Source organism: Micromonospora sp. NPDC005220 (assembly GCF_040607895.1).
In the GTDB taxonomy this organism is placed as follows: domain Bacteria; phylum Actinomycetota; class Actinomycetes; order Mycobacteriales; family Micromonosporaceae; genus Micromonospora.
The window spans coordinates 1-12,816 of the sequence record NZ_JBEXHP010000140.1; the positions used below are offsets into that span (position 1 = coordinate 1).

The window sequence follows — 12,816 nt, forward strand, 5'->3', positions numbered from 1 at the left end:
ACGACGGGCCCAGCGCCGAGCGCCAGCGCCGGGGCGCGCCGGGGGTTCGCCACCGACGGCGGCACTGCCGTCGCCGAGTGCGGCGTCGGCGGCGTACGCCTGGTTTCCTGGGCGCCCGCGCAGGGTTACCGGGTCCGCGACGTGGACCGGGGCCCGGACGACGACGTCGAGGTCACCTTCGAAGGATCGACCCGGGAGTACGAGTTGAAGGTGCGCTGCATCGGCTCGGAGCCGGTGGCCGTCGCCGACGATTAGCTGTGCTGCTCGCGGTCCGCGTTTCGGCCGAGGGCGACCATGCGCAGGGTCTCCTCCCGGCGTCGCACGAGTAGGACCCCGGCCAGGAAGGTGACCGGCGCGACGAGCACCAGCATCGCCCACTGCGTCGGCACCAGGGGGATGGCGTGCCCCATGTTCATCGTCGAGGTGGCCCAACCGGCGAGGGCGCTGTCGATCAGCAGGGCGAGGGCCGCCACGGGCAGGAGCATGACGACGATCCGTCGGCGCACCTCCGGGGTGAGCGTGGCCACCGCGACCACCATCGCCAACGCGGCGACCGCCAGGCCCGCGACGTAGAGCCAGAGCACCAGCTCACTACTCGCCTCGATGTCGTAGAAGACCTGGTAGGACACACCGCCGACAAGGGCGAACGCGGGACTGGTTACCCGGTTCGTCACCAACAGGGCGACCATCGCGGCAGGCGCGAGCAGCAGCGCCAGCAGTCGGCGTACGCCCAGTAGCGCGATCGCCCGGCGGCGCGGCGCCGGCACGGTGAGCGCTGCGGCAGCCACCACGGCGAGGGCGAGCTGCGGCAGCATGTCCACCACGTACGTCGGGTTGCCACCCGTTTGCGGGGCGACGAGCGCGCCCCAGCCGAGCACGCCGGCCCAGGCCAGACCGGCGGCGACCCACCGCCACCCGAGCAGCACCGCCACGCAGACGCCCGCCCAACCGGCGACGCGTAGCCAGTCGACGAGATCCGGGCTGATCGGCGCGAGCCCGGGCGGCAGGCCCGGCGGGCGGACGAGCTGATCGAGCAGTGCCTTCCCGGCGATGGCCAGCAGGACCACCGCGACCAGCAGGCCGGTCACCGTCGCCGCGTCGGCCCAGCTCGGCTCGGTGAACCCCCGTGCGCCCACCCGCAGCCGCGCCCGCAAGCCGGCGCCGATCAGGTTCCGTACGTCGGCGGCGGCGGGTCGTCGCTGGCCCGGCCGCGCGCCGGCGAGGAGCACGGCCAGCATCTCGTCCTCGTACAGCCGACGGTGTTCCCACGGATAGACGGCCAGCAGCCGTCGGTAGCGGCGTTCCAGGTCGTCGCTGCTCACGCCGCACCTCCGTCGGTGAGTAGGCCGCTGCGGCGCAGCCGCACCCGGGCGGCGTCCGCGTTGTGTCGCAGCCGGGACGCCTCTTCGGTGAGCCGCCGCGCGCCCAGCGCGGTGAGGCGGTAGTAGCGGCGCAGTCGAGACTGCACCACCTCTTCGCGCTCGACCTCGATGAGACCGTCGGCGCGGAGCCGGTCGAGGACGGCGTAGAGGGTGCCGGCGCGCAGACGCACCCGCCCGTCGGAGATGCGCAGCACGTCCTCGATGACGGCGTACCCATGCAGGGGCGCCTCCGCCAGCGCGGTGAGCACCAGGAACGTCGGTTCCCGCAGTGGAGCCTCAGCCATGCCAGGAAGCATATACCGTCTGTCGGTATATACAAGAGGGGGAAAGCGCGTGGCCGGCACGGATCACCGTGCCGGCCACGTCATCGGTGGTGGTTCAGCTGGTGTAGGCCTCCACCTCCCAGAGCGAGTGGCCATATCCGGTGCCCCGGGCGGTGCCGTAGATCCGCAGGTAGCGACCGTTGGCGCCGAGCCCGGTGTGCTCGTCCACCCCGCCGTCGGCGCCGGTCACCGTCTTCACTGTGGTCCAGGTGGTGCCGTCATTCGAGGTCTGAATCTGGTACGCGCTGCTGTACGCCGCCTCCCAGCTCAGCTTGACCCGGCCGATCGCGGTGGCGCTGCCGAGGTCCACCCGGATCCACTGCGGATCGGAGAACGTGCTCGACCAGCGGGTGGTGAGGCTGCCGTCGACCGCCTGGGCGCCGGTCACGTCGGCCCCCTCGTTGCTCGACGTCGTCGTGGGCTTGTTCAGCAGCAGGTTGCCGCCGGTCGGCGTGCCGGTGCCGCCGTAGACCTCGAACTCGAACAGCGAGTAGCCCCAGGCGGTCCCCCGGGTGGTGCCGAGCAGCCTGATGTACCGGCCGGACCCGCTGAGCCCGGTCAGATCGTCCACCCCACCGTCGCCACCGGTCACCGTACGGATCGTGGTGAAGTTGACAGCGTCCGGCGAGGTCTGGATCTGGTATCCGCTGCCGTACGCCGCCTCCCAGGTCAGCTTGACCCGGTTGATGGCGTACGAGGCGCCGAGGTCCACATCGATCCACTGTGGATCACTGAACGCGCTGCCCCACCGGGTGCCGGCCACGCCGTCGAACGCGTTGGCCGCGACGAACGCGCCCTCGAAGCTGGACGCTCTCGCCGGCTTGCCCCGGGCCAGGTTGGTGCCCGTTCCGGGATCCGGGTCCGGGCCGGGACCGCCGGGGCTGGTGGAGAGGGTGAACTCGTCAATGTCGAAGTACGGGCCGGTGCCCTTGAAGACCAGGAACAGGGTTCGGGTGCCGGTCGGGGCGGTGATCCCACCGGTGACCGTGGCGAAATTGGCGTACCCGCCGGTGGGCACCACGGTGGCCGAACCGACCAACTGCCCGGTGGGCGAGTCGACCCGCAACTCCAACGTGCCGCCACCGCCGGCCGGTGCACCGACCCGGGCGCTGAACGACTGGACGCCGGTCAGGTTGTACGGACGGAACGAGATCCAGTCGTTGTTGTCGACGTAGCCGACCGCGGCGCCGCCGTTCCCCGCCGCCCCGGCGACGATCTGGATGCCGGACGAGTCACCGAAATGCTCGGCCTGGCGTACCCGCGGTTGCAGGACGGCCTGGGTGTGCGTGGTCAGCGCTGGCTGGCCACCGCCGCCCAGATCGGTGTACTCGGCGTCGATGATGCCGAAGATGTTCGCCGCGGTGTCGTGCTCGCCGTCGGCCGAGGTCTGGATGACCCCGGAGCAGCCCTGCACGCTGCCCAGCTGGTGGCCGTGCGAGTCGTGGCCGAGGACGTAGTTCACCTTCACCCGGGCGCAGTTGATCGCACCGTCCTGGGCGTCGGTGACGGTGACGGAGAACGGCACCGCGTCCCCGAAGCTGAAGGTCTGCCCGTTCAACGGGGTGTTGACGGTGACCACCGGGGCACTGTTGCCGACCGTGACGACCACGCTCGCGGTGGCCGTCTTGCCGGTGGTGTCCCGGACCGTCAACGTCGGGCTGCGGGTCCCGTTCGTGGTGTACGTGAAGCTGGGGTTCGCGGCGGTCGAGTCGGTGGTGCCGTTGTTGTCGAAGTCCCAGGCGTAGGTGAACGGGTCGCCGTCCGGGTCGAGGGTTCCGGCCGAGGAGAACGCCACGGTCAGCGGCGCGGTGCCGCTGGTCGGGGTGGCGGAAACCTTGGCGACGGGCGCTCTGCCCTCGCGGGCGTACTCGATGCGGTAGAGCGCCGAGTTGGCGTCGCCGTTGAACCAGCCGGTGCCGTAGTCGAGCACGTAGAGCGCGCCGTCCGGGCCGAACTCCATGTCCATGACCTGGGTGCCGGTCCACGGGAACGGGTTGATCTTCAGAGGTTGGCCGGACGCGTCGAGCTTGATGTTCTTGATCCACCGGCGACCGAACTCACCGGCGAAGTAGGTCCCGTCGTAGTACTCGGGGAACGCCACCGGCGAGGTGTTGGTCGGGTCGTACCGGTAGACCGGGCCGCCCATCGGCGACAGGCCACCGCCGGTGAACTCTGGCGGCGAGCCGGAGCCGCCGTACGGCAGCCAGGCCGGGATGGCCGGCGGCAGCTGGGTGATGCCGGTGTTGTTGGGCGAGTTGTTGACCGGCCCGCCGGCACAGTCGAACTTGGCCCCGGACGGCCCGGACGGGAAGGTGTAGTCGTTGTAGGCGTCGTTGCGGGCGGTGCAGTACGGCCAGCCGTAGAAGCCGGGGCGGTCGATCCGGGCGAACTCGACGTTGCCGGCCGGTCCCCGGTTCGGGTCGGCGGTGCCCGCGTCGGGGCCGTAGTCGCCGAGGTAGACGATGCCGGTGGCCTTGTCCACGCTCATTCGGAACGGGTTGCGGAAGCCCATCGCGTAGATCTCCGGGCGGGTCCGCGCGGTGCCCGGGGCGAACATGTTGCCGGCCGGGATGGTGTAGCCGCCGGCCGCGCTCGGCTTGATCCGCAGCACCTTGCCGCGCAGGTCGTTGCTGTTCGCCGAGGTGCGCTGGGCGTCGAAGGCCGGGTTACGCCCGGCCCGCTCGTCGATCGGGGTGAAGCCGGCCGAGTCGAACGGGTTGGTGTCGTCGCCGGTGGACAGGTAGAGGTTGCCGGCCGCGTCGAAGTCCATGTCACCGCCGACGTGACAGCACATGCCCCGGCTGGTCGGCACGTTCAGGATCAGCGTCTCGCTGGCCAGGTTGATGGTGTTGTCCGCGTTCACTGTGAAGCGGGACAGCCGGTTGACGCCGTCCCAGACGGCGAAGTCGGCAGGGGTGCCGGTGGCCGGCGCACCACCGCCGGGGGTGCTCAGTGGTGGCGCGTAGTAGGCGTACACCCAGCGGTTGGTGGCGAAGTTCGGGTCGGCCTTGATGCCCTGCAGGCCCTCCTCGTCACCGGTGTAGACCGGCAGGGTGGCGGCGATCTTGGTGTTGCCGGCGGCGTCGGTGTGCCGGATCACGCCGTTGCGGGAGGTGTGCAGCACGCCCCGGTCCGGTAGGACGGTGAGGCTCATCGGCTCACCGGTCTCGGCTGCGCCCTTGGCAAGCTCCACCTGTTGGAAGTTGCTGGTGACGGTGGGACCGCAGTCGGCGTCGACAGCGCCGGCGGCCGTTCGGATGCCGCCGAGCAGGTGCTGCCGGAAGTTCGCCTCGGTGTACGACGCGTCGGTGTGCCCCAGACCGGTGTACCAGGCCCGGCCGCCGGAGTAGTTCTGGCACCAGGAGATCGGGTGGTCGGCGCCCATGCTGCCGCCGGTGTAGGTGCTCTCGTCCAGGGTGGCCAGCACGTGCACGTTGCCCCGGGGGTTGGTGCGGTAGTTGTACAACTCGTCGAACCGGCTCCACCGCTGCGGCAGCGTCGCGGTGGACGGGTGCACCTGGTCGGCGACCTTCACTGTGACGTTCTGCTCGGCCGGGTGCGAGGCGAAGTACGCGCCGACCAGTCCCCCGTACCACTGCCAGTCGTATTCGGTGTCGGAGGCGGAGTGCACGCCCACGTACCCGCCGCCGCCGGTGATGTAGCGCTCGAACGCGGCCTGCTGGGCGGCGTTGAGCACGTCTCCGGTGGTGGAGAGCCAGATCACCGCGGCGAACCGGTTCAGGTTGGCGTCGGTGAACTGGCCGGCGTCCTCAGTGGCCTCGACGGTGAAGCCGTTGGCCGCGCCGAGCTGCTGGATCGCGGCGATGCCCGGGGTGATGGAGCCGTGCCGGAAGCCGGCGGTCTTGCTGAAGACCAGCACGCTGAACGGTGCGGCGCTGGCCGTGGGTGGCGCGGCGACGATGCCGCTCGCCACGAGGATCGCGCTCAGCGCGACGCCGAGCCACGATCTCAGGGATCTGCGCACGGTGGGGGTCCTTTCGCGGTGCGGGGGACGGCGTGCGCCGATCACGCCTGACGGTGATTGAGCGGGACATGTAAATGCATCGTTGCGTTCCGATCACGGCCGCGTCAAGCACTCTCCCACCATCCGTGAGAGCGTTATCTCCGCAGGTCAGACGCGACCGTGCGGAGTGAGATCGAATAACGGTTTTCGGGCCGCGAACCCGGTGACGAACCACCGGGGTGGGCTGGACGTGTCGGCGCTCAACGGCCGCCCGCGACCAGCTCGGCGATCATCCCCTCACAACTGCGGACCACGACCTGGGCGCCGCGCCGCTGCGCCAGCGGGAGCAACGGATCCTCCGCCCGGTCCCGCCAGCGCCACTGCGCCTCGGCGGCGACCTCCCAGAGCTGCCGCACGTCCGCCTCGTGCTCGACACCGAGTCGGGCCGCCAGGCCCACCCCGTCGCCGCCGATCAGCCGCTGCGCCTCGGCGGCCAGCTCCGCGTCGAACCCCAGTCGGGTGTTGCGCAGCGCCACCAGCAGGCGCAGCTCCCGGAACTCGTGCGCGCCGGCGAGGATCTGCTCCACCGCGCCGACCAGCTCGGCGGACCCCCGGGTGGGCTCGGCCCGCAGCAGCGCCTCCACCGCGGCCAGCGCGGAGCGGGCCTTGAGCGCGTCGCGGCGATCGATGAAACAGCGCGTCACCGACTCGCGCAGCTCGGTGAGACCGCTGCGCCGAATCAGCTCGGCGGAGAGCTTCACCCGACTGTCGAACCCGCTGCGCACCAGCGTGGCCGCCAGCCGTACGCCGAAGAGCCCGAACCGCTCCAGTAGCGCGGCGCGCACCTCGGTCTCCAGCCGTACCGGCAGCTCGCCGCGGAGGAAGCGGTCGGCGGAGATGAGGTGGGCGTCCAGCTCCGCCCGGGGCACCTGGGCCAGGGTCGCGAGCGCGGCGAAGTCCGACTCACCGAGCATCCGGCCCGCCAGGCCGATCATCCCACTGCACGCCACCACGTTGACGCTGAGCGCGTTCACCCGCGGGTCACGGTAGTGCCGGCGAGCGAGCTGGCGTGCCGTGAGCAGGCCGTCGATCCGGCCCCCGCCGGTCTCGTCGGCGCGGGACAGCACCATGATCACGTTGACCGGAGCGGACTGCCCGACGGCACTGTCCCGGGCGGACTCCAGCACCCGCAGATCGCTGTCGCGACCGTCGCGGGTCAGGTACAACACCGCGTCCGAATCCCGCAGGACCCGCTCCAACACCGGCACCCGGCCCTGCTCGGCGCCGCCGGTGACCGCCGGGGTGTCGATCAGTGTGATCTGCCGCAGCGCCCGCGTCGGCCACCGCACCACGATGTCCCGCACGTCCCCCGCGCCCCAGCCCAGATCCACCCGCAGCCCGGTCGCCGACTTGACCACTGCCAACTCCTGCGGTGGCTGCCCGACCGGGTAGGCGGTGGCGTGCGGCGCGGGCCCGTCCTCGTACCAGGTGAAGGCGCCGTCGGCCCGCTCGACCGGCGCGACCTCCTCGCCCATCAACGCGTTGAGCACCGTCGACTTGCCCGACCGCCACGGGCCGACGATGGCGATCCGCAGCGGCTGCTCCAACCGGGCCACCTGATGCCGAAGCTCCGCGACGGCCCGGGGATTGTCCTGGTAAAGCTCGATGGCCTGGTGCAGCAACCCCCACGCCGCCTCATCCAGGCGCACCCCCACCGTCATGCCTGCGGCTCCAACAGCAGCGGGGCGGACCGGGCGCCGGTCAACTGCTGGGCCTGCTCGTAGACCGCTGCCAACCGGGTCATCTTCAGCCGGATCTCACGCTGCCGCTGCTCGCGCAGTGAGGCATCGGTGTCGGCCTCCTGCTTCGCGCTGCGGAACGACTGCACGATGGCCTCCTGAAGCTCCTCGGTCAGCCCCGTGAAGTGGTCCCGCAGCATCCGCTGCACCTGCCGGGCCGCGTCGCGGCAGTCCCGGATGATCCGGACGAAGAAATCGTCGACGTGCCGCTGGATGGCCGTCTTGACTGTCGCCTGCCGGCGACGGAGCAACTGCTTGCTCTCGTCGCGGATGCTCTTGCCGCCGAAGAGCGCCCCGATGCCGACCGAGACCGGGTTGATCATCGGCATTCCGGCCAGTGTGGTCGCCAGACCGAACATCAGCATGCCGCCGTACGAGCCCTTCATGCCGGTGAACAACTTCTGGCCGGTGGTGAACCGGTCGATCATCGGCCGTTGCAGCTCGGGCAGTCGCTCGCCGATGTCGTCCGGCATCGTCATCGACCAGGGCGGCAGCACGTCGTAGCCGTACCTGTCGAAGTTGGCGGCCACCCTCCGGGCGATCCAGTCACAGCGCTGGATCAGCCACTCGTGGTTCGCCTCCGCAGCCCCCACCAGGCTCCGCTCCAGCCACTCCTGGAAGGTGTCCCAGGCGACCAACGGATCGGCGGTGTCGAACCCCTCGTCCACCGCCCGCAGAATCTGGCGGGTCCGGTCGCGCAGGTCGTACTCGAGGTCGGCGAGCAGATCGGTGATCTCGTCGGTCAGCGTGTTCTGCCACCGGGTGGAGCACCGGCGCAGCTCGTCGACCTCGCGCTGCGCAGCGTGCAGCCGGGAAATCGGCCCGGACTGCTCCTCGGCCTCCTGGGTCGCCAGCTCGGCGCGCAGCGGCGCGGCCAACTGCTCCACCACCGTCCGGGCCACCGTCTGCACCGCCGCGCGGGCCAGGTGATCGGCCTTACCGGCCAGGTCGCGTTGCAGGCGGGCGATCAGCGCGGGAAAGCCGGACTCGGCGTTGAGGCCACGGTCGTCGGCCGCGGCGGCGCGTAGTCGCAGCGCCGCCGAGACCGGGATCAGCGTCGCCGGGACGCCCGCCTCGGCCAGGTGCTGCCGGTTGCGCTCCGCGACCGTACGCCAGTCCGCCACCAGATCGGTCTTGCTCTGCACCACGACCACGTTCGGATGCGACCGCACGATGTGCAGCAGCATGTTCAGCTCGGCCACCGACAGCTCCCGGGTGGAGTCGGAGACCAGCAGCACGGTGTCCGCGCGGGCGGGCGCGGCGATCGAGGCGGCGGCGCCGATGCCGGCGACCTCGTCGGTGCCGGGAGTGTCCACCAGCACCAGCCCGGCACCGAGCAGGGCGCGGGGCAGCCCGATCTCGACGTACGCCGGGCCGCCGCCCGGTCGACGCCCGACCAGGCCGGCCACGCCAGCCGCGACCTGGTTGAGCGCCACCGGGGTCCGCTCGACGGTCACCTCGGCGGCGGTGCCGGCGGGACGCCCCGGGGCCGGTGGCGGCGCCTGGGCCACCACCGCGACGGGGGCCTCGGCGTGCCGCACCACGGTCGGCAGGACCGTCGTACGGCCGTCGCCGACCGGGCAGGCCGGAGCGTTGATGATCGCGTTGATCAACTGACTCTTACCCTGGTTCGGCTCACCGATGACCAGGACACGCAGCGTCGGGTCCAGCAGTTGCGCACGCTTCTGCCGCACCGTCTGGAGGAGGTCACCGCGACCGTGTGCAGTGCACGTGCGGGCGATCTCATCCAGCACGTCCAACCAGATCCCGGCCATCACCGCACCAAGTGTGCGGATTTCGGCTCAATTATCAAGAGGGACCGGATGTGGAACCGGGAAGGGCCGGATCGCCCGAGGCGATCCGACCCTCCGCTCCGACCGGAGGTCCGGGTCAGAGCAGACCGCCGGTGATACCCAGCAGCCCGTGATCGGACGAGGCGTGCGAGTCGCCGCCGAGCACACCATCGGTGACCCCACCGGTGACGTCACCGACCGTGTCGGTGACACCGGGGAGGAGGCTGTCCACCTGGTGCGTCACGCCGCCCACCGTCGACGGCACGTCGAGCGGCGGGACCCCGCCGACAACACCGTCGCCGTGCCCGAGGCCCAGCCCGTGGAGGGTGTCGTCGACACCGAGCGAGCTGACGACCCCGCCGAGCTGACCGTGGGTGCCAGAGAGGACACCACCGGTCAGGTCTCCGCCGATCAGGTTCGAGTCGGTGACGCCGAGCAGACCACTCGGGTCGCCGACGGTACCGGTGACGTCCCCGAGGACCGGGTCCGCGATCGCGTCCACCGGCTGCACCACGTCGGCGTCGAGGGTGTGCGCCACATCGGAGACCCCGGCCAGGTCGGTGTCGAGGCCGGACGGACCGACACCCAGGCCGATGCCCGGCAGCACGGTGACCCCGGCGGCGGCGGTCGACGGGTCGACCGCGATGGCGCCGAGCACGCCGGCCTTGACGTCCACGCCACTGGGCGAGCTGGTGACGCTGATCTGCTGCGCCACGCTCTGCAACTGACCCACCACGTCGGTGGTGTCGGTGAGCAGCGGGTCCAGCCCGAGCTGCCCGACCGGCGAGGCCAGCGGCGCGAGGCCCGCTCCCGGCGCGTAGTCGACGACCAGCGGTACGACATCCTGCACGTCCGCAGCGGTGATGTCGGTGAGCCCGGCGCCCCGCAACGCACCCTCGGGGTCGAGGTCGAAGGCCGACCGCGCGTCCGGGTTCGTCAGTAGGTCGAGCACGAAGTCGTGGAGCGTCTGCTGCGAGTCCATGTGCCGGTTCTCCTCGGATGTGGCATTGGCGGGTGTCGTACGTCGACAGTGACGACGCTATTGCTGGGGGTCGCCCCCGGGCATCGGGGCTGAGCCCGCATCCGGGCCGGTTGAACTAGGGGCTCCGCCACCTCGTACGTTAGGGGGACAGGGGGAAACCGTCCCGGCGAGATTAGGGTCCCGACCAGGGGCCGATCTCTGGTACGAACGTAGGAGCCCGCGGGGTTCGCCGGGGGTGGGTCGTCGGGCAGCCGGCGCCATCGCCACCGACCGGCCGACTCACGGGGAGAGACAGAGACGATGCCGTACGTCCTGGGGATAGACATCGGAAGCAGCAACACGGCCGCCGCCGTCGCACGTCGACGCGGCGCGACCTGGACCCGCCCCGAGGCCGTCCCGCTGAGCGCCGGCTCACCCCTGATGCCCTCGGTGTTGTGCCTGGCGGAGGACGGTTCGCTCCGGGTCGGCGACCCCGGGACCGACGACGGCAGTCGCACCACCCGGGATTTCGTCCACCGGATCGGCGACGACGTGCCGGTGCTGCTCGGCGGCGAGCCGTGCGCGCCGCAGACGCTGACCGCCGAGTTGGCGGCGTGGGTGGTGGAGCGGGTGCACGCCCTGGAGGGCGGGGCGGCCGAGGCGATCGTGCTCAGCCACCCGGCGGGGTGGCGCCCCTATCGGCGGGAGGTGCTGCACCGGGCACTGTCCGACCTCGGCCTCCGGCACGTGACGTTGCTGCCCCGCACGGTCACGGTGGCCGAGAGCCACGCCGCTCGCGGGTTCGCGGGCAGCACGGCCGTGGTCTACGCCCTGGGGGGCAACAGCTTCGAGGCGGCGCTGGTGCGCCGCACCCCACGCGGCACGTACGAGACGTTCGGCACCCCGCAGGGTCTCGACTCGATCGGTGGCGCCGACTTCGACGAGGCGCTGGCCGAGCATTCTCGTACCGTGCTGGCCCGGGAGTTGGCCGCGACCGGGCGTCGCGGTGCCCAGGCCGCGCTGCGCGGGCTGCGCGCGGAGTGTGACCGGGTCAAGCGGGTGCTGACCGTCGACCTCACCGCCGACGTGGTGCTGACCCTGCCCGGCGGCCCGGCCCGGGTGCCGGTGACCCGGGCGCAGTTCGAGGCCATGATCCGCCCGACGGTGCAGGCGACCGTCGACCTCCTGCTCCGGGCCGTGCGCAGTGCCGATTTGACTCCGGCGGAGCTCGACGGGGTCCTGCTGGCCGGCGGTTCCACCCGGGTCCCGCTGGTGACCGAGCTGATCAGCGCGGCTCTCCCGGTGCCCGTCGAGGTGGAGCCGGACGCCCAGTTGACCGCCGCCACCGGGGCGGCGATGGCCGCCTGTCAGGTGGTCTCACCACGCCCTCGCCAGCCGGCGCCGGCCCCCGTTCCGGCCCCGGTCAGCGGTGCCGGGCGGGCCACCATCCCGGCACCGCGCCGCCCCCATCACACCGTTCCGGGCGATCCGCCACCGCGGCCCCCGGTCCGGGTCCTCCCACTGGAACTGCCGAAGCCGTCCCGCCTGGCGCTGGCCCGCACCCGGGGACGCGAAGGATGACCCCAATGATCATGAATGACCTCGCCGCACCGGGGCTGACCCTGGACAAGGGGTTGCAGGCCCTCCTGGACACGGTCGCGCAGCACCCGGCCGGCCCACTCGCGGTCGGCATCGCCGGCCCGGCCGGTCACGGAAAGACAGCGTTCCTCGCCGAGCTGGAGCGCATTCACCAGCGCGCCGGCGTCGCCGTACGCACGACCGCCCCGGAGCCGGGTGAGCCGGTCGACCCCGACACGGCGGTGCTGGTCGACGACGCGCACCTGCTCGACGACGCGCGGATCGGGGCGCTGCTGGGCCTGGTCGCCAGCCGTCGACACCGGTTGGTGGTCGCGCACCGCCCGTGGCCGAGGTCAGCGGCGTTCAGCGAGCTGGTCGACGCCCTGCGACGCGACGGGCAGGCCATGCTGCTCACGCCGTTCACCCGGGAGCAGACCGCGGCGTACCTCGCCGGGACACCCGAGCTGGGACGCCCCGCCGACCTGGTCGACTTCGTCCACACGCAGACCGCCGGCGTACCCCGGGATGTCGAACGGCTGGCCCGCGGCCTGGCCGGCGCGGAGGCCCGGACCGGCACGGCGGTCGACCCACCCCGGTCCGTCATCCTCGAGTTCGGGCCGGACCTGGACGTCCAGCCCACCGCGGTACGACGACTGCTGCTCGCCGTCGCGGCCGGCGGGGCGCTACCGGTCAGCATGCTCGGCGCGCTGCTGGGCCGGGACCCGGCCGGCGTGGACGAACTGATCGCCACCACCAGGGCGGCCGGGCTGCTCGGCCCCGACGGCCGGCTCGCCCCGATCGTCCGGCGGGCCGTCGCGACGCTCAGCCCCAGCACCGAACGGACGGCGGTCTGGCGCCGGCTCAGCGAGTTGCAGCTCGCCCGGGGCGGCGCGGTGCTGCCGCTGGTCCGCTCCCTGCTCGCAGTCGGCGCGCTCGGCGACTGCCCGGCCGCGACCCTGGCTGCCGCTGCGGACGAGGCGCTGGCCGACGAGCCGGCGTTCGCCGCCGAACTGTTC

The 12,816-nt window shown here is 71.9% G+C and carries 8 protein-coding genes and 1 pseudogene; 3 read left to right on the forward strand and 6 right to left on the reverse strand.

The features are described from left to right. Positions 1-255 (forward strand): annotated as a pseudogene (locus ABZU52_RS29335) (septum formation initiator); the annotation flags it as partial. On the opposite strand, the gene ABZU52_RS29340 reads toward ABZU52_RS29335, so the two are convergent. The 6 genes from ABZU52_RS29340 to ABZU52_RS29365 all read right to left on the reverse strand — a co-directional run bounded on the left by ABZU52_RS29340 (position 252) and on the right by ABZU52_RS29365 (position 10,243). Next, positions 252-1,322, reverse strand: coding sequence for a hypothetical protein (locus ABZU52_RS29340; protein ID WP_354974191.1), 1,071 nt, complete (start codon positions 1,320-1,322; stop codon positions 252-254). The pseudogene ABZU52_RS29335 and the gene ABZU52_RS29340 overlap by 4 nt on opposite strands. Beyond that, entirely contained in the window at positions 1,319-1,666 is a 348-nt protein-coding gene (locus ABZU52_RS29345) for a PadR family transcriptional regulator (RefSeq protein ID WP_354974192.1), read from the reverse strand. Before ABZU52_RS29345 ends, ABZU52_RS29340 begins: the two co-directional genes overlap by 4 nt. A 94-nt stretch (positions 1,667-1,760) precedes the next feature. Beyond that, complete coding sequence (locus tag ABZU52_RS29350) at positions 1,761-5,690, reverse strand: ThuA domain-containing protein (protein WP_354974193.1); 3,930 nt, start codon at positions 5,688-5,690, stop codon at positions 1,761-1,763. A gap of 239 nt (positions 5,691-5,929) precedes the next feature. After that, positions 5,930-7,390 (reverse strand): hypothetical protein, encoded by a 1,461-nt coding sequence (locus ABZU52_RS29355; RefSeq protein ID WP_354974194.1) that lies wholly within the window; start codon positions 7,388-7,390, stop codon positions 5,930-5,932. Beyond that, positions 7,387-9,243: a dynamin family protein gene (locus ABZU52_RS29360; protein ID WP_354974198.1), complete on the reverse strand. Its 1,857-nt coding sequence runs from the start codon at positions 9,241-9,243 to the stop codon at positions 7,387-7,389. The genes ABZU52_RS29355 and ABZU52_RS29360 overlap by 4 nt, the downstream gene beginning before the upstream one ends. Before the next feature lie 115 nt (positions 9,244-9,358). Next, positions 9,359-10,243, reverse strand: a complete 885-nt coding sequence (locus tag ABZU52_RS29365) for an IniB N-terminal domain-containing protein (RefSeq protein WP_354974195.1) — start codon at positions 10,241-10,243, stop codon at positions 9,359-9,361. Positions 10,244-10,543: 300 nt separating this feature from the next. Here ABZU52_RS29365 and ABZU52_RS29370 point away from each other — a divergent pair, with 300 nt between their 5' ends. Next, on the forward strand, positions 10,544-11,803 hold the full coding sequence (locus tag ABZU52_RS29370; protein WP_354974196.1) for an Hsp70 family protein: 1,260 nt from the start codon (positions 10,544-10,546) through the stop codon (positions 11,801-11,803). Positions 11,804-11,808: 5 nt separating this feature from the next. Continuing rightward, positions 11,809-12,816 (forward strand): hypothetical protein (locus tag ABZU52_RS29375; protein ID WP_354974197.1); only part of this gene is annotated, 1,008 nt, incomplete at its 3' end.

Bases quoted from the DNA above. Each gene is read 5' to 3' on its own strand.
- ABZU52_RS29345 (WP_354974192.1), bottom strand. From the start codon at position 1,666: ATGGCTGAGGCTCCACTGCGGGAACCGACGTTCCTGGTGCTCACCGCG.
- ABZU52_RS29355 (WP_354974194.1), bottom strand. From the start codon at position 7,390: ATGACGGTGGGGGTGCGCCTGGATGAGGCGGCGTGGGGGTTGCTGCAC.
- ABZU52_RS29360 (WP_354974198.1), bottom strand. From the start codon at position 9,243: ATGGCCGGGATCTGGTTGGACGTGCTGGATGAGATCGCCCGCACGTGC.
- ABZU52_RS29365 (WP_354974195.1), bottom strand. From the start codon at position 10,243: ATGGACTCGCAGCAGACGCTCCACGACTTCGTGCTCGACCTACTGACG.
- ABZU52_RS29370 (WP_354974196.1), top strand. From the start codon at position 10,544: ATGCCGTACGTCCTGGGGATAGACATCGGAAGCAGCAACACGGCCGCC.